Annotated in this window: 20 protein-coding genes; 12 read left to right on the forward strand and 8 right to left on the reverse strand. The window is 67.5% G+C overall.

Annotation, left to right across the window (positions count from 1 at the left end; genetic code table 11):
- Nucleotides 1-92: 92 nt before the first annotated feature.
- Genes HDA45_RS19750 through HDA45_RS19760 form a run of 3 tightly spaced genes read left to right on the forward strand, consistent with a single transcriptional unit; the run spans nt 93 to nt 3543 of the window.
- Nucleotides 93-1763, forward strand: coding sequence for a circularly permuted type 2 ATP-grasp protein (locus tag HDA45_RS19750; protein WP_184897442.1), 1671 nt, complete (start codon nt 93-95; stop codon nt 1761-1763).
- Nucleotides 1757-2704: an alpha-E domain-containing protein gene (locus tag HDA45_RS19755; RefSeq protein ID WP_184897444.1), complete on the forward strand. Its 948-nt coding sequence runs from the start codon at nt 1757-1759 to the stop codon at nt 2702-2704. The genes HDA45_RS19750 and HDA45_RS19755 overlap by 7 nt, the downstream gene beginning before the upstream one ends.
- The gene (locus HDA45_RS19760; protein ID WP_184897446.1) at nt 2701-3543 is read left to right on the forward strand and encodes a transglutaminase domain-containing protein; all 843 of its coding nucleotides are present in this window, start codon (nt 2701-2703) and stop codon (nt 3541-3543) included. Before HDA45_RS19755 ends, HDA45_RS19760 begins: the two co-directional genes overlap by 4 nt.
- On the opposite strand, the gene HDA45_RS19765 is transcribed toward HDA45_RS19760, so the two are convergent.
- Nucleotides 3540-4544 carry a FecCD family ABC transporter permease gene (locus tag HDA45_RS19765; protein ID WP_184897448.1) on the reverse strand — a complete coding sequence of 335 codons (1005 nt, stop codon included), beginning with the start codon at nt 4542-4544 and terminating at the stop codon, nt 3540-3542. The genes HDA45_RS19760 and HDA45_RS19765 overlap by 4 nt on opposite strands.
- A complete protein-coding gene (locus tag HDA45_RS19770) occupies nt 4541-5524 on the reverse strand; it encodes an iron chelate uptake ABC transporter family permease subunit (RefSeq protein ID WP_184897450.1) in 984 nt (327 codons plus the stop codon). Before HDA45_RS19770 ends, HDA45_RS19765 begins: the two co-directional genes overlap by 4 nt.
- Before the next feature lie 115 nt (nt 5525-5639).
- Here HDA45_RS19770 and HDA45_RS19775 point away from each other — a divergent pair, with 115 nt between their 5' ends.
- Nucleotides 5640-6638 carry an ABC transporter substrate-binding protein gene (locus HDA45_RS19775; RefSeq protein ID WP_184897452.1) on the forward strand — a complete coding sequence of 333 codons (999 nt, stop codon included), beginning with the start codon at nt 5640-5642 and terminating at the stop codon, nt 6636-6638.
- On the opposite strand, the gene HDA45_RS19780 is transcribed toward HDA45_RS19775, so the two are convergent.
- Together HDA45_RS19780 and HDA45_RS19785 are read right to left on the reverse strand one after the other, a co-directional pair.
- Nucleotides 6635-7492 (reverse strand): alpha/beta fold hydrolase, encoded by an 858-nt coding sequence (locus HDA45_RS19780; protein ID WP_184897454.1) that lies wholly within the window; start codon nt 7490-7492, stop codon nt 6635-6637. The genes HDA45_RS19775 and HDA45_RS19780 overlap by 4 nt on opposite strands.
- An 83-nt stretch (nt 7493-7575) precedes the next feature.
- The gene (locus HDA45_RS19785) at nt 7576-8988 is read right to left on the reverse strand and encodes a M20/M25/M40 family metallo-hydrolase (RefSeq protein WP_184897456.1); all 1413 of its coding nucleotides are present in this window, start codon (nt 8986-8988) and stop codon (nt 7576-7578) included.
- A gap of 373 nt (nt 8989-9361) precedes the next feature.
- On the opposite strand from HDA45_RS19785, the gene pdhA reads away from it, so the two are divergent.
- The 5 genes from pdhA to HDA45_RS19810 all read left to right on the forward strand — a co-directional run bounded on the left by pdhA (nt 9362) and on the right by HDA45_RS19810 (nt 15820).
- Nucleotides 9362-10567: a pyruvate dehydrogenase (acetyl-transferring) E1 component subunit alpha gene (pdhA, locus tag HDA45_RS19790; protein ID WP_184897458.1), complete on the forward strand. Its 1206-nt coding sequence runs from the start codon at nt 9362-9364 to the stop codon at nt 10565-10567.
- A gap of 1 nt (nt 10568) precedes the next feature.
- A complete protein-coding gene (locus HDA45_RS19795) occupies nt 10569-11561 on the forward strand; it encodes an alpha-ketoacid dehydrogenase subunit beta (protein ID WP_184905821.1) in 993 nt (330 codons plus the stop codon).
- A gap of 16 nt (nt 11562-11577) precedes the next feature.
- Nucleotides 11578-12936, forward strand: coding sequence for a dihydrolipoamide acetyltransferase family protein (locus tag HDA45_RS19800; protein ID WP_184897460.1), 1359 nt, complete (start codon nt 11578-11580; stop codon nt 12934-12936).
- A gap of 338 nt (nt 12937-13274) precedes the next feature.
- A complete protein-coding gene (locus tag HDA45_RS19805) occupies nt 13275-13847 on the forward strand; it encodes a TetR/AcrR family transcriptional regulator (protein ID WP_184905823.1) in 573 nt (190 codons plus the stop codon).
- A gap of 23 nt (nt 13848-13870) precedes the next feature.
- Entirely contained in the window at nt 13871-15820 is a 1950-nt protein-coding gene (locus HDA45_RS19810) for an ABC transporter ATP-binding protein (protein WP_184905825.1), read from the forward strand.
- A gap of 62 nt (nt 15821-15882) precedes the next feature.
- On the opposite strand, the gene HDA45_RS19815 is transcribed toward HDA45_RS19810, so the two are convergent.
- Nucleotides 15883-17193: a hypothetical protein gene (locus tag HDA45_RS19815; protein ID WP_184897462.1), complete on the reverse strand. Its 1311-nt coding sequence runs from the start codon at nt 17191-17193 to the stop codon at nt 15883-15885.
- 58 nt (nt 17194-17251) lie between these two features.
- Here HDA45_RS19815 and HDA45_RS19820 point away from each other — a divergent pair, with 58 nt between their 5' ends.
- Together HDA45_RS19820 and HDA45_RS19825 are read left to right on the forward strand one after the other, a co-directional pair.
- Nucleotides 17252-17734: an FxsA family protein gene (locus tag HDA45_RS19820; protein WP_184897464.1), complete on the forward strand. Its 483-nt coding sequence runs from the start codon at nt 17252-17254 to the stop codon at nt 17732-17734.
- 75 nt (nt 17735-17809) lie between these two features.
- Nucleotides 17810-19546: an ATP-binding protein gene (locus HDA45_RS19825; RefSeq protein ID WP_184897466.1), complete on the forward strand. Its 1737-nt coding sequence runs from the start codon at nt 17810-17812 to the stop codon at nt 19544-19546.
- 69 nt (nt 19547-19615) lie between these two features.
- Here HDA45_RS19825 and HDA45_RS19830 read toward each other — a convergent pair whose 3' ends face one another.
- Both HDA45_RS19830 and HDA45_RS19835 read right to left on the reverse strand, forming a co-directional pair.
- On the reverse strand, nt 19616-20200 hold the full coding sequence (locus tag HDA45_RS19830; RefSeq protein ID WP_184905827.1) for an SCP2 sterol-binding domain-containing protein: 585 nt from the start codon (nt 20198-20200) through the stop codon (nt 19616-19618).
- Between the two features lie 92 nt (nt 20201-20292).
- Nucleotides 20293-20928 carry an SCP2 sterol-binding domain-containing protein gene (locus HDA45_RS19835; RefSeq protein ID WP_184897468.1) on the reverse strand — a complete coding sequence of 212 codons (636 nt, stop codon included), beginning with the start codon at nt 20926-20928 and terminating at the stop codon, nt 20293-20295.
- A 127-nt stretch (nt 20929-21055) separates the two neighbouring features.
- Here HDA45_RS19835 and HDA45_RS19840 point away from each other — a divergent pair, with 127 nt between their 5' ends.
- Nucleotides 21056-21721 carry a TetR/AcrR family transcriptional regulator gene (locus tag HDA45_RS19840; RefSeq protein WP_007032385.1) on the forward strand — a complete coding sequence of 222 codons (666 nt, stop codon included), beginning with the start codon at nt 21056-21058 and terminating at the stop codon, nt 21719-21721.
- On the opposite strand, the gene HDA45_RS19845 is transcribed toward HDA45_RS19840, so the two are convergent.
- Nucleotides 21704-22549 carry a MaoC/PaaZ C-terminal domain-containing protein gene (locus HDA45_RS19845; protein WP_184897470.1) on the reverse strand — a complete coding sequence of 282 codons (846 nt, stop codon included), beginning with the start codon at nt 22547-22549 and terminating at the stop codon, nt 21704-21706. The two genes, HDA45_RS19840 and HDA45_RS19845, sit on opposite strands and share 18 nt — an antisense overlap.
- Nucleotide 22550: the final 1 nt, after the last annotated feature.

Consider the following 22550-nt stretch of genomic DNA (forward strand, 5'->3'; position numbering starts at 1 on the left):
ATACGCCCGGGAGGCTAGCATCAGGGCGATCATTCCACCAAGCCAGCCCCGGCATCTCGCGCCGGACGGGGTCCATGGGTCACGATGACCCCATGAACAACAACTCGGCGCCGCGCCTCCCACCCGCGGGCCGCCGCCCGCGGACGACGACGTCGGCGAGGCGGGCGGCGAAACCCGGAGCGCAGTTCGACGGCTACCTCTCGCCGTCAAGGCCGCACGCGGGCGCGTACGACGAGATGTTCACCGCCGACGGCACTGTCCGCCAGCCGTACCGCGCGTTGTACGAGTCGATTTCCGCGCTGACCTCGACGGATCTTTCGTCCCGCTCAGCGGCCATCGACCGGGCCATGGTGGATCAGGGCATCACCTTCTCGCTGTCCGGCCAGGAACGCCCGTTCCCGCTCGACCTGGTGCCGCGCGTGATCACTTCGGCCGAATGGAGCAAACTCGAACGCGGTGTGGCGCAACGGGTGCGCGCCCTCGAGGCCTTTCTCGCCGATATCTACGGCGACCGGCAGATCCTGCGCGAAGGCGTTCTCCCCCGGCGCCTGATCACCTCGTGTGAGCATTTCCAGCGCGAGGCTTTCGGGATCAACCCGCCCAACGGCGTCCGTATCCACGTGTCCGGTGTGGACCTGGTGCGCGACGAGGAGGGCACGTTCCGGGTACTGGAGGACAACCTCCGCAATCCCTCGGGTGTGTCGTACGTGATGGAGAACCGCCGCACGATGGCGCGTGTCTTCCCGGATCTGTTCGCGCAGCACCGGGTCCGCCCCGTCGGCGACTACGCCTCGCATCTGCTGCGCGCGCTGCGGGCGGCGGCCGCGGCGAACGTCGCCGACCCGATGGTCGTCGTGCTCACGCCCGGTGTGCACAACTCCGCGTACTTCGAGCATTCGCTGCTGGCCCGGCTGATGGGGGTCGAACTGGTCGAAGGCCGCGACATGTTCTGCCGTGACAACGTCGTCTACCTGCGCACCACCGAGGGCGAACGGCAGGTCGACGTCATCTACCGGCGGATCGACGACGAATTCCTCGATCCGGTGCACTACCGGCCGGATTCCGTACTCGGCGTCGCCGGGATCCTCAACGCGGCCCGCGCGGGCAACGTGGTGGTCGCGAACGCCGTCGGCAACGGTGTCGGCGACGACAAACTCGTCTACACCTACGTGCCCGAGATGGTGAAGTACTACCTCAACGAGAAACCGCTGCTGCCCAACGTGGACACCTTCCGGTGCTGGCTGCCGGACGAGTTCGACCACGTCATGCAGCATATGGACGAGCTCGTGGTCAAACCGGTCGAAGGCTCCGGCGGGTACGGCATCGTGTTCGGGCCCGAGGCGACGCCTGCCGAGCTCGCCGCGCTGAAGCGGAAGGTCCGGGCGCACAAACGCGGCTGGATCGCCCAGCCGGTGGTCCAGCTGTCCACCGTTCCGTCCAAAGTGGACGAACGACTGGCGCCACGGCACGTCGATCTCCGCCCGTTCGCGGTCAACGACGGCAAGGAGATCTTCGTGTTGCCGGGCGGGCTGACCAGGGTCGCGCTCCCCGAGGGCAGCCTGGTGGTCAACTCGTCGCAGGGCGGCGGCTCCAAGGACACCTGGGTGCTGGCGCCGCGGTCCTCCACGGCGGAACGCGAGCTGGAGCGGCCTGCGCTCGGTGCACTGTCCCAAGTGGACGGTCTGGTCGCCGAACAGGGCCCCGAGCTGACCACCACCCAGCAACAGCAGCAACAACAGGCACAGGGAGGTAACTCGTGCTAGCCCGCAACGCGGAATCGCTGTACTGGATCGGCCGGTACGTCGAACGCGCCGACGACACCTCCCGGATCCTCAACGTCTCCGTGCACCAGCTGCTCGAAGACGCCAGCGTCGACCCGGACCACGCGAGCCGTCAGTTGCTCGCCGTCCTCGGCATTTCGCCGGAGGGCATGGACTCGCTCGACGTGTGGAAGCTGACCGAACTGGTCGCCTACGCCAAGGACAATCCGGCGTCGATCGTCGGCTCGATCAACTCGGCCCGCGAGAACACACGCGGCGCCCGGGAGGTCGTCTCGACCGAGCTGTGGGAATGCCTGAACGCGACGTGGAACGCGGTCCCGGACAGACAGCGGTACGCGCGCCGCGCCGGGCCGCACGCTTTCCTTTCCTTCGTGGAGGAACGCGCCGCGATGTTCGCCGGACTCGCGGATTCGACGATGAGCCGCGACGACGGCTGGCTGTTCATGGTGCTCGGCCGGTCGGTGGAACGCGCGGACATGGTGGTGCGGCTGCTGCTTTCGCGAGTCCAGGACAGTGCGTCCTCGCCCGGTTGGATCACCGTGCTCCGCTCGGCGGGGGCGCAGGACACGTACCTGAGGACCTACCGCGGTGCGCTCGACGCCGCCCGTGTCGTGCAGTTCCTGATGCGGGACACGCTGTTCCCGCGGTCGGTGTTCCACGCGTTGCGCCAGGCCGAGGAATGCCTGGAGCGGCTGGACCCCGGCGTCAACTCGCGTGCCAACGAGAAGTCCGAGGCGCTGCGACAGCTCGGCCGCGCTCGCAGCGAGCTGGAGTTCCTGCGGCAGTCGGATCTGCTGGACGACCTGCCGAAGCGGCTCGGCGCCCTGCAGACTTCGATCAAGGACATCGGCGACGCGGTTTCGGTGCAGTACTTCCATTCGTCACCGTGGGTGGCCTGGAGCGGTGCGGAGGTTTCGCTGTGACCTGGCAGCTTCGGGTGGCCCACCGGACGGGATACCGGTACGCGACACCGGCGACGCAGTCGTACAACGAGGCGCGGCTGACCCCGCGTTCGGATCGGCGGCAGACCACGGTCGTGAACCGTGTCGAGACGACGCCGGCGACCCGTGCGTACCGGTACACCGATTACTGGGGCACCGTCGTGACCTCGTTCGACCTTCACGCGCCGCACACCGAGTTCACCGTGCTCGCGACGTCCGTGGTCGAGACCGCCGACGAAGGCGAGCCGATCCGATCGGCGTCGTGGAAGGACCTGCGCAGTGACACCGTGGTCGACCATCGCACCGAGTACCTGACGCCGACGTCGTACACGCCGCGCGATCCGGAGCTGACGAAGGTCGCGCGCGAACTGCGGAAGGGACTCGACCCGGCGGAGGCCGTGCTCGCGGTCTGCGCATGGGTCAACGACCAGCTCAAGTACCAGCCGGGAACGACCGGTGTGCACAGCACGGCGACCGACGCCTGGCGTGCGCGCGAAGGGGTTTGCCAGGACTTCGCGCATGTGACGCTGGTGATGCTGCGCGCGATCGGCGTCCCCGCGCGGTACGTCTCCGGGTACCTGCACACGAAACCGGAGGCGAAGCTCGGCGAGACGGTCGAGGGCGAAAGCCACGCCTGGGTCGACGTCTGGACCGGCGGCTGGTGGGCCTACGACCCGACGAACGGGATCCCGGTCGGGCCGCGGCACGTCTGGGTCGCGTACGGCCGCGACTACGCCGACGTGCCGCCGCTCAAGGGCATCTTCACCGGCGGCGGCCAGTCCACTTTGGACGTCTCGGTGCAGCTGACCCGGCTGACCTAGGCCCGGCGCCGGAGCAACAGCCAGAGCAGGTAGACGCCGCCGAGAGCCGCCGCGACCACACCCGCGGGCAGCAACGAGGACTCCAGCAGTCGCTGGCCGACGTAGTCCGCCGCGACGACCAAGGTCGCGCCGACGAAGGCCGACGCGACCAGGTTGGGCCCCGGCAAACGCGTCATCCGCCGGGCCAGTTGCGGTGCGGCGAGGGCGATGAACTGGAGCGGCCCGGTGGCGGCGGTGGCCGCCGCCACCAGCGCGACGGCGACCAGCACCAGGATCAGCCGCACGCGAGGGACGTCGACGCCGATGCCGATGGCGGTGTCGTCGCCCATCTCCAGCATGCGCAGCGCACGCCCGTTCGCGAACACGATCGGGACGAGCACCGCCATCACGACCGCCAGCGGTACGAAGTAGGTCCAGTCGCGGCCGGAAAGGTCACCGACCAGCCAGCCGACCGCCTCCGCGGCGGCCTCGAGGTTCGCCTTCACCAGCAGATACGCGTTCACCCCGCCCAGCACCGCGCTGACCGCGATCCCGAGCAGCACCAACCGCGAACTCAGCAGACCGTGCGGCGCGCACAATGCCATCACGACGAGTGCGGTCACCAGCCCGCCTGCCAGCGCGCCGAGCGAGACGACGCCGGGTCCGCCGCCGAAGAACAGCAGGGTCACGATCCCGCCGGTCGCCGAACCGGTGGTGAACCCGATGACGTCCGGGCTGCCGAGCGGATTCCGGGTCACCGTCTGGAAGATCGCCCCGGCCAGTGCCAGCGCGGCGCCGACGAGGATCGCGACCAGCACCCGCGGAAGCCGTCCCATGACGACCAGGTACTGCGCCTTCGTACCCGAACCGGCGAGGGTCGCGAGCACTTCGCCGGGGCTCATCTCGTAGTCGCCGGTGCCGACCGAGAGCACGACGAGGGCCGAGGTCACCAAGACCAGCGCGGCGACGACGACCGTCGATCGTCTGTCCAAACCGGACTCGCGACGGACGAGCGCGGTCATCGGCGCACCGCCTTCAGACGCCTGGCCACGATCACGAACGCGATCCCGCCGACGACGTCGGTCATCACGCCCACCTGGATCTCGGCTGGCGAAGCGGCCACGCGGCCGAGGATGTCGCAGCCGAGCAGCAACACCGGTCCGAGAAGCGCGGACAGCAGCATCACCCAGCGCTCGTCCTGGCCTATCAGCGACCGGACGACGTGCGGGATCATCAGGCCGACGAAGGCGATCGGCCCGCAGGCCGCTGTCGCCGCCGCCGACAGCAGCCCGACGGCCACCATCCCGGCGGCGCGGACCAGCGCCGGATTCGCGCCGAGACCGCGTGCGGTGTCTTCCCCGAGTGCCAAGGCGTTCAGCGCGCGGGCCAGCACGACCGCGATCACCACCCCGGCGACGAAGAACGGCAGCAGCACGGACAGCTGGTCCAGGTTCCGGTTGATCAGCGAGCCGACCAGCCAGAACCGCATGGCCTGCAGGTTGTGCGTGTTGATCATCTGCATGGCCTGGTTGATCCCGATGAACACCGCCTGGATCGCGACACCGGCCAGCACCAGCCGCAGCGGGCTCGTGGCGCCCCGCGTCCCGCCGATCACCGCGACCAGCGTGGTGCCCACCAGCGCCCCGGCGAAGGCGAACCAGATGTACTGGTCGGGCGAAGTCAGCGAGAAGACCGTGGAACCGAGCACGATGGCGACGGCGGCGCCGTGGTTGATGCCGAGCAGACCGGGTTCCGCGACCGGGTTGCGGGTGATCGCCTGCATCAGCGAGCCCGCCAGCCCGAGCGCCATCCCGACCAGCAGGCCGAGCACCGTGCGGGGCAGGCGGTCGTCGCGGACGACGACGTCGTTGTAGCTGCCGTCGTAGGCGAAGAGGGCGTGCAGGACTTCGCCGAGCGAAAGGCGATTCGAACCGAAGCCGATCGACAGCAAGACGACCGCGACGAGCGCGGCAAGCGACGCCACCAGGACCAGCGTTCTCACGGAGACGCTGGTCCGGGGTGATCTGACGCGCTCCGTGACCTGGACCATGGCCCTCACAGTAAGCGAAGGCTAGCCTAACGACGAAACCCGGCTCCATAGCGAAAGAAGATCTCGAATGCACCTCTCCCGACGCGGCTTCCTCGCCGGTACCGCGGCGCTCGGCGCCACCGGCCTCCTGACCGCCTGCGGCTATCAGGAAGAGGCGCCCAAGCCGGGAGCGGGCACGACTTGGTCCTTCACCGACGACCGCGGCCGCAAGCTCGAAGGCGAGCGGCCGACCCGGATCGTCGCGCAGGTGACCGCCGCGGCGGCGCTGTGGGACCTCGGCGTGAAGTCGGTCGGGATCTTCGGCCCGTCGAAGTTCGCCGACGGCAAGCCGGACCCGCAGGCGGGCGGCGTCGACCTGACCACGGTGACCTCGCTGGGGAACGTGTGGAACGAGTTCAACTTCGACAAGTTCGTCTCGCTGAACCCGCAGCTGCTGATCAGCGTGATGTACCTCAAAGAGCAGATGTGGTACGTCCCGGACACGCAGACGGAGAAGATCGACAAGGCCGCGCCGAGTGTCGGCGTCCGGCTGCAGGACATCTCGATGCCCGAGGGAATCGAGAAGTTCATCTCGCTCGCGAAGGCGCTCGGTGCCGACACCGAGACCCCGGCGATCCAGGCCGCGAAGGCCGAGTACGAGAAGGCTGACGCCGCGCTCGGTGAGGCGGCCAAGAAGGCCGCCGGACTGAAGATCCTGCTGGTGTCCGCGCAGAAGGACGTCGTCTACGTCGCGAACGCGCCGAAGTTCGCGACCTCGAAGCACTACCAGAGCAAGGGGCTGAACTTCGTCACGCCGGAGGCGCCGGACGAGAGCCAGGGCGGCTACTACCAGCAGATCAGCTGGGAGAACATCGGCAAGTACCCGGCCGACGTGATCATGTACGACAACCGCGGCGGTTCGCTCTCGCTCGGCCCGGACGGGCTCGGCGGCGTGCCGACCTGGGCCCAGCTGCCCGCGGTGAAGGCCGGGAAGCTGATCCCGTGGAACAACGAGACGCCGTTCTCGTACCAGCGCTTCACGCCGCAGCTGACCGAGCTCACCGCGGCACTGAACAAGTTCGCCTAGCCCAGGAACTCCCGTAGCGCCGCCGCGAGATCGGCCGGGTTGTCCTCGGCAACGTGATGGCCGGACTCGATCGCGAAACCGCGGACGTCCTCGGCCCATTCACGCCACACCGCGATCGGGTCGCCGTAGAGGTCGGCCATGTCGTCGCGGCTGGACCACAGCATGAGCAGAGGACAAGCCAGTTTCCGCCCAGCCGCCTTGTCCGCGTCATCGGCTTCGCGGTCGGGTCCGAGGCCGGCGCGGTAGTCCTCGAGCATCGCGTGGACGGTCTCGGGATCGTGGATCGCGCGCAGGAAATCGGCGTGGTTCTCCGCGCCCATGGCCTCGGGATCACCGCCGTACCACGCGTCCGGATCCGCGTTGATCACACGCTCAGCGGGTTTCGCGAGCTGGCCGAAGAAAAACCAGTGCCACCAGGCCTGCGCGAACTTCGCGTCCGCGCGGGAAAGGTGCTCGCCGATCGGGATGCCGTCGAGGATGGCCAGCTTCGTGACGGCTTCCGGATGGTCGAATGCCAGGCGGTAGGCGACGGCGCTGCCGCGATCATGCCCGGCGACGGCGAATCGCTCATGGCCGAGATGCCGCATGAGCGCGACGATGTGCCGCGCCATGGCGCGCTTCGAGTGGGCGGAGTGGTCTTCGGTGCTCTCGGGTTTCGAGGACTGGCCGTAACCGGGGAGATCCGGGCAGACGACGGTGAACGCGTCCGCGAGCCGGGGCGCGACGTCGTACCAGGTGGTGTGCGTGCGGGGATGTCCGTGCAGGAGAACGAGGGGCGGACCCGAACCGCCGTGGCGCACCCTGAAGGTGACTTCGCCGGTGTCGACCTTTTCGAGCTTGAATCCCTCGAACATGATCCTCCCGTGAACGCGTGAAAGGCCCCTTCATCGCGAATTTTGCGACGAAGGGGCCTTTCCTTGCAGCGTGAGTGGGGAAATCAGCTGCGTGCGTGCGCGTCCAGGATGTGCGCGACCGCTTCGGTGACCCGCTGCGCGAAGTCGATGTTCAGCCACTCGTCCGGCACGTGGATGTTCGAGTCCGGCCCGCAGGCGCCGGTGACCAGGAACTGCGCCTCCGGGTACTTCTCGCCGAGCAACCCCATGAACGGGATCGACCCGCCCATGCCGTAGCTCTTGTGCGGCTCGCCGAAGACCTCGCCGCTCACGTGGTGCAGGGCCTTGTCGAGCCACGGCGCGGTGTCCGGCGCGTTCCAGCCGTTCTCTGCCTGGAACCCGCTGAGCTCGACCGAAGCGTCGTAGGGCACGTCGGTGGTGAGCGCGTGGCGGACGGCCTCCATCGCGGCCTTCGCGTCGGCGGTCGGCGGGAGCCGGAAGCTCAGCGTGAGGGTGGTGCTGTCACGCAGCACGTTGCCCGCCTCGGCCGGGAGCGGGAAGCCCTCCGCGCCGATCACCGACAGCGTCGGCCGCCACGAGTTGTTGAGCAGCAGTTCGAGGTCGTCGTCGGATACCGGGCGACCGACCACCGGGAAGAGCGTCTTCGCCGCGCCGGGTGCGATCTCGACGACGCCGCGCGCCTCGTCGACACGGTTTTCCGGGATGTCGACGCTCAGTTCGGCGAGCTTGATCTCGCCGGTCTCCACGTTCTCGATCCGGTCGATCAGCGCGCGCAGCACGCGGAACGAACTCGCCACGATGCCGCTGGCCATACCGGAGTGCTGCGCCGATTCGAGCACCTTCACGGTGACGTTGACGTGCAGCATGCCGCGCAGGCTGGTGGTCAGCCACAGTCGCTTGTAGTCGGTGCCGCCCGCGTCGAGGCAGACGACCAGCGAGACCGTGCCGAGTTTCTCCTTCAGGTGCTCGACGTACGCGGGCAGGTCCGGGCTGCCGGACTCCTCACCGGTCTCGAGCAGCACGACAGCGCGGGAGTGCTCGCCACCGGCGGCGCGCACGGCTTCGATCGCCGTCGTCGCCGCGTAACCGGAGTAGCCGTCGTCGACGGCGCCGCGGCCGTAAAGCCGCCCGTCACGGATCACCGGCGTCCACGGGTCGAGGCCCTCGGACCAGCCGCCGACCGGGGGCTGCTTGTCGAGGTGCCCGTACAACAGCACGGTGCCCTTCTCGGCCGATTCGGACGTCGCCGGGACGTCGACGACCAGCAGCGGGCTGCGGCCTTCGAGTTCCACGACCTCGAGCGTCGCGCCGGGGATCTCCCGGGCGGCGATCCAGGAACGGACGTGCTCGACGGCGGCGGCCAGATGACCGCTCTTCGCCCAGTCGGAATCGAACGCCGGCGACAAGGCGGGGATCGCCACCAGGCCGGACAGGCTCGGAAGGACTTCGTCGGTCCAGTTCGAAACCACGGTTTCGCGTACGGATTTCTGCTCCACGACCGCCATCCTGCCACGGGCGCCGGTACGTGTGATGGGTCACAACGGCGGGCACGGATCGTCATCGATCAAGCCGGGCACGGCACCCGTCCGGGCTCACCGTCCGCTGGTCGGCACGCGAGTGAAACCCCTACTTTCGGCGGCCCCACACTCGGGCGTCCTAGCATTTTCCCTGATCAGGCACCCTTTCTCAGCAACAAATCAGCATCCGCCACTGACCAAAACGGCGTCCGGCATGCCAGGATGTGCGCACGAACCGTCAACGCCGATGGTGACCCAGCGCTTCAGATCCGACGCGCTGGTCCCCGCCGGCGCAGTCACTGTGGCCGCCACAAGTGGCCGCCAGAGGCGCCGACATCAAGGAGAGCAGCGCATGCCGTCCGAACACTGGACGCACCCGGAACCTGGAGATGGCCCCGCCGCGGTAGCGGCGCAACCGTCCCCCGAACAGGTGATCGCCGGTTTGCGAGCAACGAGTGAAGGTGGCGCTGAGCTGACTCAGCTGCTCACCCCCGAAGGCGAACGGGTCTCCTCGCCGCAATTCGACCGGTATGTCGACGACATCGACGCCGAAGCCCTCAAGGGCCTGTACCGCGACATGGTCCTGGTCCGCCGCGCGGACCGCGAGGCCAACGCGATGCAGCGCCAGGGCCAGCTCGGCATCTGGGTCCCGCTGCTCGGGCAGGAGGCCGCGCAGATCGGCTCCGGCCGCGCGCTGCGGAAGGGGGACATGGCGTTCCCCAGCTACCGCGAGCACGGTGTCGCGTACGCCCGCGGCGTCGACCTCAAAGAGGTGCTCGGCATCTTCCGCTGCACCGACCACAGTGGCTGGGACTACAAGGCCCACGGCTTCCACCCGTACACCATCGTGATCGGCAACCAGGTGCTCAACGCCGCCGGTTACGCGATGGGCCAGAAGTTCGAAGGCAAGGTCGGCGACGACGACAGCGAAGCGACCATCTGTTACTTCGGTGACGGAGCGACTTCGCAGGGCGACGTGCACGAAGGCTTCGTCTGGGCCGCCGTCTACGACGCGCCGCTCGTGTTCTTCTGCCAGAACAACCAGTGGGCGATCTCCGAGCCCACCGAACGCCAGTCGCGTCTGCCGCTGTACCAGCGCGCCCGCGGTTACGGCTTCCCCGGCATCCGCGTGGACGGCAACGACGTCCTCGCCTGCCTCGCGGTTTCCCGCTGGGCGCTCGAGGAGTGCCGTCACGGCAACGGCCCGGTGCTGATCGAGGCGTTCACCTACCGGATGGACGCGCACACCACCACCGACGACCCCACCCGTTACCGGCTTTCCGACGAGCTGGAGGAGTGGAAGCTGAAGGACCCGATCGAGCGCGTCCGGGCGTACCTCGCCCGCGGCGGCGGCGCCGACCAGGCGTTCTTCGACCAGGTGCAGGCCGATTCGGACGCCTTCGCGGCCGAGCTGCGCGAGTACTGCTTCAACATGCCCGAACCGCCACCCGAGCGGATCTTCTCCAACGTGTACGCGGAGTCCACGCCGCTGCTGGACGCGCAGCGCGAAGAGTTCCTGTCCTATTTGGACGGTTTCGTCGGGGCGGGTGAGCACTGAAATGGCCGACCTCCAGAAACTCACCATCGGCAAGGCGATCAACCTCGGTCTCCGGCGCGCGATGGAAGAAGACCCCAAGGTCCTGATCATGGGTGAGGACGTCGGCAAGCTCGGCGGCGTCTTCCGCATCACCGACGGCCTGCAGAAGGACTTCGGCGAGCAGCGCGTCTTGGACACGCCACTGGCCGAGTCCGGCATTATCGGCACCGCTGTCGGCCTGGCCGTCCGCGGTTTCCGCCCGGTGTGCGAGATCCAATTCGAGGGCTTCATCTTCCCCGGCTTCGACCAGATCGTGAGCCAGGTGGCGAAGCTGCACTACCGGACGCAGGGCAAGGTCAAGATGCCCATCGTGATCCGGGTGCCGTTCGGCGGCGGCATCGGCGCGGTCGAGCACCACTCGGAATCGCCGGAATCGCTGTTCGCGCACATCCCCGGCCTCAAGGTGGTGTCGGTTTCGAACGCCGTCGACGCCTACTGGGGTATCCAGCAGGCCATCAAGGCCGACGACCCGATCCTGTTCTTCGAGCCGAAGAAGCTGTACCACTCCGGCGCGATGAAGGCCGAGATCGACGTCGACGGCACGCCGGACCCGCTGTTCGAGTCCCGCGTCGTCCGCGAAGGCACAACGGCCACCGTCGTCGCGTACGGCCCGTCGGTCAAGGTCGCGCTCGACGCGGCGACGGCCGCCGAGGACGAGGGCAAGTCGCTGGAGGTCATCGACCTGCGGACGCTTTCCCCGCTCGACCTGGGTCCGGTGTTCGAGTCGGTGCGCAAGACCGGACGGCTCATCGCGCTGAGCGAGGCGCCGTCGGAATCGTCGCTGACCTCGGAGATCGCCGCGCGCGTGCAGCAGGAATGCTTCTATTCGCTCGAAGCCCCCGTGCTCCGGGTGACCGGATTCGACACGCCGTACCCGCCCGCCAAGCTCGAGGAGCACTACCTCCCCGACCTGGACCGGGTACTGCACGCCGTCGACCGTTCACTCGCCTGGTAAGGGGGAATTTCCTGAAATGCCCGAGTACAAACAGTTTCCCCTCGCCGACACGGCGGAAGGGCTGACCGAGGCCGACATCATCGCCTGGCAGGTCAAACCGGGTGACACCGTGACGGTGAACCAGATCGTGGTCGAGGTCGAGACCGCGAAGGCCGCCGTCGAACTGCCCATCCCGTGGGCGGGCGTGGTCACCGAACTGCTCGTCGAACCGGGGCAGACGGTGGAGGTCGGCGCGCCGATCCTCACCATCGACGTCGACCCCGGCGGCAAGGCGGCCCCTTCCGCCCCGGCACCCGCTGCCGCGCCCGCGGCGGAGGAGCCCGCCGAGGAGGAGATGAAGCCGCTGGTCGGCTACGGCTCCAAGGCCGTCGTCACGCATCGCCGGGCGCGGAAGGGCGCGGCACCGGCCGCTCCGGTCGCGGCTCCGGTGGCTGTTGCTCCCGCGCCTGTCGCGCCTGTGGCGCCTGTGGCGCCTGCCAAGCCGAAGGGCGGGTACGTGCCGCTGGCGAAACCACCGGTGCGCAAACTCGCCAAGGAACTCGGCGTCGACCTGCACGCCCTCACCGGCACCGCCGACGGCGGCGTCATCACCCGTGACGACGTGCACGCCGCCGCCAACGGTTCCGCCGCCCCGGCCGCCGCCGTGTCCACTGTGGACAATGGCTACGACCCCGCGACGCGGGAACGCCGGGTGCCGATCAAGGGTGTCCGCAAGGCCACCGCGGCCGCGATGGTGCAGAGCGCGTACACCGCCCCGCATGTCACGGAGTTCCTCACCATCGACGTCACGCCGATGATGGAATTCCGGGAGAAGCTGAAGAAGTCGCGTGAGTTCGCCGGGGTCAAGGTCACCCCGCTGACCTTCGCGGCGAAGGCCGTTTGCCTGGCGGCCAAGCGCACTCCGGACGTCAACGCGGTGTGGGACGACGCGGCGCAGGAGATCGTCTACAAGGACTACGTGCACCTCGGGATCGCCGCGGCCACTCCGCGCGGGCTCGTCGTGCCCAAGGTCCGTGACGCGGATTCGATGTCCCTCAAGGAACTCGCGATCGCGCTCACCGAGCTGACCGACGTCGCCCGCGAGGGCAAGACCACTCCGGCGGCCATGCTCGGCGGCACGATCACCATCACCAACGTCGGCGTCTTCGGCGTCGACACCGGTACGCCGATCATCAACCCCGGCGAGTCCGCGATCCTGTGCCTCGGCGCGATCAAGGACACCCCGTGGGTGGTCGACGGTGAGATCAAGGTGCGCAAGGTGCTCCAGCTTTCGCTGAGCTTCGACCACCGCGTGGTCGACGGGCAGCAGGGTTCGGAGTTCCTGGCCGACGTCGGCGCGCTGCTGGCCGACCCCGCGGTCGCGATCACCTACTGACGTTTCGCGTGTGAAGGACGCTTTCCCTGCATGTGATGTGGGGAAAGCGTCCTTCGCTGCGTCTGACGCGGGTATGGCGTCCTTCAGGTCGCCTTGGACGACAACTGGATGCGCGCGACACGGCCGCGCGGCGGAGCACCGTCGGCGTCTTCGTCGCGCATCATGATCTCGACGCGCTTGCTCGCGCCGCCACGGCAAGATGAAGAGGCCGGGGATGGCGAGCACGATCAGCTCCATGGGCCGAAGGCGCCTCGACCTTTAATCGCTTGACGGAGTGAGCGCTCACTCCGCACACTGGAAACATGACGGAAACCACCGCCCGGCGGAGAGCGCCGGGAATGAGCCCCGAAGAGCGACGGAGGATGATCGTCCAGTCCGTGCTCCCGCTGATGGTGGAGCACGGCGCCGGGGTCACCACCAGCCAGATCGCCCGCGCCGCCGGGATCGGCGAAGGCACGGTCTTCCGCGTCTTCAAGGACAAGGACGAGCTCTTCGCCACCTGCTTCGCCGAAGCGCTGAAGCCCGACCAGGTACTCGACGCCATCGCGGTCATCGACCTCGAACAACCCCTCGGAGACAGGCTCGTCGAGGCGGCCGACGCGCTCAGCGCGCACCTCCAGCGGATGGGCGCGCTGATGGCCGCGATGCACGGCTCCGGCAAGCGGCCCGAGCGTCGCGAGCACGGCGACGGCAAGGACCGGCGGCGGGAATCGATGAGCGTGATGCGTGACGCCATGGCCGAGCTGTTCGAACCGGAACAGAAACGACTCCGGCTGCCGGCGACACAACTGGCGGCGCTCTTCCTGTCGCTGCTGTTCAACGGCCGGATGCGGTTCAGCGAAACCGGTGACGAGCCCACGACGATGGAACTCGTCGACGTGTTCCTCCACGGCGCCGTGGAGGCCGCGTGATCGGCCCTCCCGGTGGCGGCGGCATGGAAATGCTGCTGGCCCGCGGCGGCAGGCGACGCCGTCCGCCGTCGACGGTGCCCGACAGCGGGCTGACCGGCCCGGTCGACATCCCGGAGCCCGAGCCCGAGGCCGGCCCGAAAGATCTGAAGTCCCGGCTCACCCGCATGTGGGTCAACGTCTCGGGCACGGTCCGCGGCCTGCCCAAGGTCGCGAAGCTGACCTGGCAGGCGAGCCCGTTCCTGACCATCACGATCACCGTCGTGACACTGCTTTCCGGACTGCTGCCCACGGCGACCGCGTACATCGCGAAACTGCTGATCGACTCGGTGGTCGCGGCGATCCAGGGTCACGGCACCAAGAGCGCGATCGTCGGCGTCGCGCTGTTCCAGTTCGGCATCCTCGTGCTGACAGCGCTGTCACAGGCGCTGACCACCTATGGCCAGTCCCTGTTGCAGGAACGGATGACGCTGACCATCCGCCATCAGGTGATGGACCACGCGAGCAAGCTGCACCTGTCGTACTTCGAGGGTTCCGCGTCCTACGACATGCTGCGCCAGGCCGCGCAGGAAGCGCCGACCCGGCCGCTGTCGATGATGAATTCGGCGCTGGGCCTGGTCCGGACGGCGATCACCTTCGGCAGCATGATCGCGCTGCTCGTCTCGATCAGCCCGCTGCTGGCGCTCGTCGCGCTCGTGGCCCCGATCCCCGCGTTCATCTCGCAGTCGAAGTACGGCGCCCGCGCGTTCTGGCTGACGCTGATGATGTCGCCGCTGAAACGGCGCATGGACTATCTGTCCTCTTTGGTCACCACGGACACCTACGCCAAGGAGACCAAGCTCTTCGGCCTCGGCCCGTACTTCGTCGACCGGTTCCAGCGGCTCGGCCAGGTCTTCTACGAGCGCCAGCGGAAACTGACCCGCAAACGCAGCGTCAGCTCGACGTCCTGGGGCCTGCTGAGCACCGCCGCCGGATCCGCGATCGCGCTGTACATCGCGCTGGAGGCCGTCGGCGGCAGGCTCACCCTCGGTGATCTCGCGCTGTACACGGCCGCCGCGGCGTCGGTGCAGACCTCCGTCCAGGGCCTGTTCACGGCGTTTTCCGGAATGTACGAGAACAATCTCTACCTCGACACGCTGTACCGCTTCCTCGGCACGAAACCGGAGATCGTCGCGCCGCCGGAGCCACGTCCCCTCCCGTCCACTGTGGAGGGACACATCGAGTTCGAGGAAGTGTCCTTCACCTATCCCGGAGCACCCGAACCCGCGCTCGACGGCGTGAGCTTCGAGATCCGGCCGGGCGAGACGGTCGCCGTCGTCGGCCGCAACGGCGCCGGGAAGTCGACGCTGTTCAAGTTGCTGTGCCGGCTGTACGACCCGACGGGCGGGCGGATCCTGCTCGACGGCGTCGACATCCGCGAGTACGACCCGGTGGAGTTGCGGCGGCGGATCAGCGCGATGTTCCAGGATTACGTGACCTACCAGGGCACCGCGTCCGAGAACATCGGGCTCGGCGACCTGACGCATCTCGTCGACCGGGAGCGGATCGAGGAGTCGGCGAAACGTGCCGGTGCCGACGAGCGGATCGAACGCCTGCCCAGCGGGTACGACAGCCCGCTCGGCCGCTGGTTCGACCAGGGTGTCAGCCTTTCCGGCGGCGAATGGCAGAAGATCGCGCTGGCGAGGGCGTTCCTGCGGGAGGCGCCGATCCTGATCCTCGACGAACCGACGTCCGCGCTGGACGCCCAGGCCGAGCACGACCTCTTCTCGCGGCTGCGCGAACTTTCGGAGGGACGCACGACGCTGTACATCTCGCACCGGTTCTCCACCGTCCGGCAGGCGGAGCGGATTCTGCTGCTGGAGCACGGGAAGGTCGCCGAATACGGCACGCATGACGAGCTGATGGCGGCGAAGGCCGGCTATGCCGACCTGTTCACGTTGCAGGCTGCGGCGTATCTCGACGAGGCCGTCAGCTGACTGGGCCCTGAGCGTGCCCTCGCCCTCTGGCAGCCGCGCCAGAGGGCGGGTGGCGTACTCACCTAGGTCTGATCGCGGTGAAAGACGTGACTGTCCGGCAGTTCGGTTCCCACCGCGGTGACGTTCACCAGAGTGATCGACTTGGCGGACCGGCTTTCGGCCTCCGAATCGACCGTGAAGGTCATGTTCTCGAGCTTCGAATCGATGAGCCAAAGCACCGTTCCAGTCACGGATCCCTTTCGCAGATCGAACTTGCCGTCCCGCAGTGTGGATGACGAGATGAGGAAGTTCCCCTCCCCCTCACCGAGATCGACCACACCCTTGAAGTCGAACAGGCAACCCTCGAAGGTGCAGCCTTCGAAGGTGACCAGGCTGATGCGTTCCCCCTCGCCCTTGATCACGATGGTCGCTTCGGCGAAGACACACTCGATGAACCTGAAACGGCGCCAGGTGCGATCAGTGTCGAAGACGAGTCGTCCGGCGAAGTGGGCCGCGGTGAAGATCCCGCCCCATTCGAACCGAGTCTCGCTCCCTCGAAACGTCGCACCTGTGTAACTCACCGCGTAGGCGTTCATCGGACCGACCGTGAAAACACCGTCCTCGAACAACGCGTGGTCGAGAAGCAGCCGACGCTGTGGCGCCAATTGCAGGACAGTCTGGTTCGAAAACCTGGCACCCGTCAGATCGAGCTCCAACGCCGACCCGCGCCAGTTGTCGTTGAGCCGGTCCCTCAGCACCCGAAGAACGGACTCACGCACCTTGGCGTCCGGCTGATCATTCTCACGCACCGGCAACCGGAGGTAACCGCAGAGCACATCGACGCAGATCTGCCGGTTCGCGACCCAATCGTCGGCGAGCCCTGCCATCGCGTAGAGCCCGGCGAGCCGCACGGCCGCGTTGTCGTGGGCGAGCTGCTCGGCAGCCGTACCGAACCTCTCGTTGAAACTCTGAGCCTGCTCACGTTCATCCTTGGCCTGGGCGATCAGGTGCTCCGACTCCGCGACCCGCTGCTTGCGCATGTTCACCGCGAGCAGCACCACCCCGCCGAGCCCGGCGACCACCGCGAGCGCGATCTTGAGAAGTTCGAGGACCTCCGTAGTCCCGAAGGCCGCGGCCGACGGGAAGCTCGGGAACCCGAGCAGCCACAGCAGCGCCGCACCAGCCGCGCCGGCGACGAGCAGCGCCAGCGCCATCCACTGCAGGACGGCTCCAGCGATGGGCTTGTGCCGCCAGAGCTCGACCGACCGAAGCCCGTCACGGTTACGGCGCCGTCGAAAGCGACGCAGCCTGCCGATGACCAAGATCACCAGCACCAGGGCGACCGTCGCGCCACCGAGTACACGAGGGTCTCCGCGACCCAGCCAGGTCCACACGATCGGTCACCGTATCGGGGGTTGGGAGCAAAACGGGCAAGCCGTACGTTGTCCAGGTATGGCTGTCGCGTTCTTGCTCTATGTCGTCGCCGAGATCGCCGCCGTCTGGGCGGTGGGCTCGGCCGTTGGCGTGCTCGGCACGATCGCGCTGCTCTTCGCCGGCGCGTTCATCGGGTCCTGGCTCGCACGCCGCGAAGGCGGCCGCGCCTTCCGGGCGTTCGCCGAGTCCGCGAGGCTCGGCCGACCGGCCGACGCGGAGAAGGAACTCACCGACGGGATGCTGATCGGCTTCGGCGGCCTGCTGATCCTGTTGCCCGGTTTCGTCAGCGACGTCTTCGGCCTGCTGCTGATCCTGCCGCCGACGCGGAGTGTCGCGCGCAAGGTCTGGCAGAAGCGGATGGCCCGGCGGGCGGTCAAGTTCGCGAACCGCACCCGTGGCCCGGTGATGGTCGTGGACAGCGAGGTCGTCATGGACACGCCCCCGGCCGAGGCCGTCAAGAAGCAGCCGCCGGTGATCGAAGGCCGCATCGTCGAGGGCTGAAGGGCGCCAGCTTCGCCAATAGCTTCGCCACTACACTGCTAGTGGCGAAGCTATTGGCGAAGCTAGGACGGCGACATGCTCCACGACGAACTCATCGACATCATCGCGAACCTTCGCGCGTTTGGCGGTGATCATGCGTTCGTAGAGGCCAAACGCGCCGAGACGAAGCTGCCCAAAAGTGCTCGGGAGACACTTTCGGCTTTCGCCAACACCAGCGGGGGCGTGCTCATCTTCGGCCTCGATGAGACTCGGGGCTTCGAGGCGACCGGGGTTCGAGATCCGGCGAAGCTGGAGGCCGATCTTGCCGCGATGTGCTCCGAGAACCTCGAACCACCCCTCCGGCCACTGATCGGAACACATCGCTTCGAAGATGCGAACCTGGTAGTCGCCGAGATTCCCGAACTGCCGCCCAGCAGCAAACCCGCGTACAACCGCAGCACCGGCATGACACAGGGCAGTTTCATCAGGGTCGCCGATGGTGACCGGAAGCTGAGCCCCTACGAGGTCCAGTTGATGCTGGCGAATCGTGGTCAGCCGCGCGACGACGAGCAACCCGTCCCTGGCACCACCGTCGCGAACCTCGACGAATCGCTGACCGACACCTTCCTGAGCCGTCTCCGACGGCGTCGAGGTAGAGCCTTTGCGAATCTCGACACCACCGCGGCGCTGCGACGAGCGAAAGTGCTCGTCGAGGACGAGTTGTCCTTGGCCGGACTCTTGGCATTGGGCGAATACCCTCAGGAGTTCTTCCCTCAGATCATGCTCACGTTCGTCCACTATCCGACCAAATCGGGGCCGGACCCGCGCAGTGGCACGAGGTTCGTCGACAACGTCGCGGCCGAAGGTCCGATTCCCATGATCGTCGATGAAGCCCTGGTCGCCCTGCGCCGTAATATGAAACGCCGCTCGACGATTCGTGGTGCGGGGCGAGCCGAGACTTGGGAGTATCCCGAAACGGCTTTGCGCGAAGCAGTGGTCAACGCGCTGGTTCACCGCGACTACTCGGGCCCTTCGCAAGGAACTCAAGTGCAGGTCGAGATGTATCCCGACCGACTGGTGATCCGCAATCCCGGAGGCCTTTACGGATCAGTTCGCGAAGAGAACCTCGGCGTGGAAGGCACATCCTCGGCTCGCAACGCGACTCTGCTCAAGATCTTGGAGGACACCCCACTACCGGGGTCGGACCGGCCGATCTGTGAGAACCGCGGCTCCGGAATTCCAGCGATGCTGGCGGCCATGCGAGACGCGAAGCTCAGTCCGCCACGGTTCGCGGACGACATCTCCACGTTCAAGGCCACCTTCCCCAACCACACGCTCATGGGTGACGGTGCCGTCCAATGGATCGCGTCACTTCGCGAGCATGGACTGACCGACAGCCAGTGTCACGGCCTCGCGATGTTGTTCCACGGCGAGACGCTCAACAATCAGGCTTATCGCAACGCGAATGATCTCGACTCTCGTGTCGCTACGGAGGAACTCGGCGATCTGGTCGCCCGTGGCCTGCTAGTCCCGGCGGGAGGGCGGCGGTACGCGCACTACACGCTCGCGGACGACATCGTTCCGGCACCCCCGGATGCTCCCGCGCAAGAGCGGCGCCGTGCCGACCGCCGTGAGGAGATCCTTCTCGCGCTCGGCGAGCAGGAGGCAACTCGCGCCGACTTGGTCGCGGCGACCGGGTTTCCGGACCGGACAGTGTCCCGCTGGCTCAGTGTCCTGCTCCGGCAGGGTCTGATCGAAGCGACGGAGAAGAACCTTCGCAGCCCGAACACTCGCTATCGCCGCACACCTCAGCGAACTCTCGATGAGGGCTGAACGGAACTTTCCCCGCATCCCAAGCCACGAAAGCGTCCTTCACCGCATCGCATGCGGTGAAGGGCCCCTTCAGCCCCCGCTCGGCTTCGGGATGTCGAAGTACCCGCTGAACCGGACCGCCGGGGCGTACTCGCCCTTCACCTTCACCTTGCCGGTCACGAACATCGCCGCGACGGCCGCGTTGCCGGTGGCCATCCGGATGAAGTCGTCGACGGACAGCGTGATGGTGGTGTCCGGAGTACGCGCGAGATCGGTGCTCGAAACGCAGACGCCGTCTTCGATGACCGTTTGAAAGCGATCGAAACCGTCTTCTCCGTCACCATCGGTGAAACGCCACGCGACCACGAAGTCGACGTGCCTCGCGCGTTCGGGGGCGAAATGGTCCGACATTCTGCGGAAAATCTCGTCGAGGAACGCCGAACGCAGTTCCGGGTGATCGGCGATCGCCTTGAGCTGCTCCTTCGACGCGCGTTGCACGACGTCGACGAGCACCTCGGTCTCCAATGAGCTCAACTCGATGCCCGCGCCGGTTTCCCCCAGCATGTGCAGGGTTTCCAGCACCTGGGTGAACTGCTCGGGGCTCAGTTTGGTGAGCTCGAGCTTCTCCGCGAAAGCGTTGACGACGTGCTCGCCACTCGTACGCGTCTTGTGCAGCCTTAACGGACGGGAAAGGCGTACCTTGTCCCGCCAGCGCCGGTTGGGAGAATTTCGGGGCACGGCACGGAAGTGTATCTGCTCGGCCGGGTTCAGGACGGCTTCGGCAGGTCGAAGAAACCGATCAGACCGGCCGCGAATGCCAGGTCACCTTTTACTTTGATCTTTCCCGTGACGAATAGCACAGCGGGCGTCGCCTGATGGGTGATGAGCCGGAAGAAATCAACGGGCGCGATCGTGATCGTCACCCTCGGCTTCTCTTTCATGCCCCGGCTCACCGTGCACTCACCGTGCGAGATCACCGTCTCGTAGCGGTCGTACCCGCCGTCACCGTCGCCGCCGGACAGCCGCCAGTGGACGACGGCGTGCAGCGTCTTGGCCCGGTCCTGCCGGATGTGGGCGCCCATGCGGTCGAAGATCTCGCTCAGCACCCGCTCCCGGAGCGGCCGTTCGGCGACGACGCTCTCGAGTTGCGTACGCGAGGCACGAGCGACGAGGTTCGCGAAGCGGGCCGGATCGACCTTGCGGAGGTCGAACGCGGGCGCGGCCTGGGCGAGCCGCCCGAGCGAAGCCAGCAGCCGCCGGACGTCGTCCTTGCCGAGGTCCTTCGGGTCGATGGCGCCCGCGACCTCGTTGACGTCGAGAGAGTGCGCCTCGGCCGAATCCGGCTCGATCCGTTCCAGCGCGTCGACCAGCGCGCGGCCGGTCAGCCCCACGATCTCGGTCATTTTTCCCTCCAGCTCGCCTACCAAGGCGTAAGGCTACCCGCCAGTAGGTAGGCGGGCAAGCGTGCCGAAATCACCCTCGCCCGAGGCAGCCCGGTAGCGTCTTACGCGAACTAATGGGAGGTCTCGAGTGTCCGAGGAAGTACCGCGTCCCGCCGAACGCGCCAAAAGGCTGCCGAGAGCGGTGCGGGAACGCCAGATCCTGGACGCAGCGGTCTCGGTGTTCTCGCGCTACGGCTATCACTCCGCGTCGATGGACGAGATCTCCGAGGTCGCCGGCGTGTCCAAGCCGATGATCTACACCTACCTCGGCTCCAAGGAAGACCTCTTCGGCGCGTGCATCCGCCGCGAAGCCACCCGCCTGCTGGAGGCGGTGCAGGACGGGATCAAACCCGATCTGCCGCCTGACATGCAGCTTTGGCACGGTCTCCGCGCGTTCTACCGGTTCGTCGCGGACTACCGCGAGTCCTGGACGGTGCTGCACCGCCAGGCCATGACCGTCGGCGGCGCCTTCGCCGCGGAGATCACCGACATGCGCACCCGCGCGATCGAGCTGGTCGCCGCGCTGGTCGTCTCCGCGGGCACCCGCAAGGGCCTCGGCGAGCAGGCCGAGTTCTCCGGCGCCGGGCTGTCCGCCGCGCTGGTCGGGGCGGCCGAGTCGCTGGCCGACTGGGCGCTCGACCACCCCGATGTCTCCGACGGCGTGCTCGCCTCGTGGCTGATGAACCTCGTCTGGCTCGGGTTCAACGACCTCGTCGAGGGCGAGATCTGGAAGCCGTCAGAGAGCGACGACTGACCCCTCCAGGTGCGGCTTCGGCTTGCGCGCGTTCCAGAGTTCGAAGGCCCAGCCCTCGCCTTCACTCCATGTCGTGAACGCGGCCTTCGCCGGAAGCAGCACCGGCTGCTTGAACTTGACGTTGACGGTGAACGCCTCCGGAAGCCTGCCTTCGAACGCCGCGAGCGCGTGCGCCTTCGTCCACATGCCGTGCGCGATCGCGGCCGGGAACCCGAACGCCTTCGCGGTGATCGGGTGCAGGTGGATCGGGTTGCGGTCGCCGGAGACCTCGGCGTAACGGCGGCCGATGTCGCCGGGCACCTGCCAGATCGCGGTGGGCGACGGCTGCGAGAGCTGACCGCGTGCGGTCTTCTCGCCACTGCCACCGCCGCGGCGCAGGTACGTGCTGACGTCCGTCCAAACAGGACTGTCGTTGACGAGCAGCTCGCTGATCACGTCGAACTGCTTGCCCTTTTCGTGCGGGCGCAGATCCTCGGCGCGTACGCGCAGCGTGAACGACTCGTCGAGCCGCAGCGGACGGTGCTGGGTGATCCGGTTGTTGACGTGCACCATGCCCAGCAACGGGAACGGGAAGTCGTCCTCGGTCATCAGCGCCATCTGCAGCGGGAACGCGAGAATGTGCGGATACGTCGCCGGGAGCACGTCGTCCAGCCGGAATCCGCACACGTGGTTGTACGCGGCGAGATGCGCGGGGTCGACGACGACGCCCTCGCGGACGAACTCGGTCGACGGCAGCGTGCTCCCGCCGCTCTTGCGCAGCGACCCGAGCAACGCCTTGGGGTACAACGAAGACAGGCTCGGCGATTCGTGCAGTTCCTTGACCGCCATG

It is taken from the genome of Amycolatopsis umgeniensis, assembly GCF_014205155.1.
Lineage (GTDB): Bacteria > Actinomycetota > Actinomycetes > Mycobacteriales > Pseudonocardiaceae > Amycolatopsis > Amycolatopsis umgeniensis.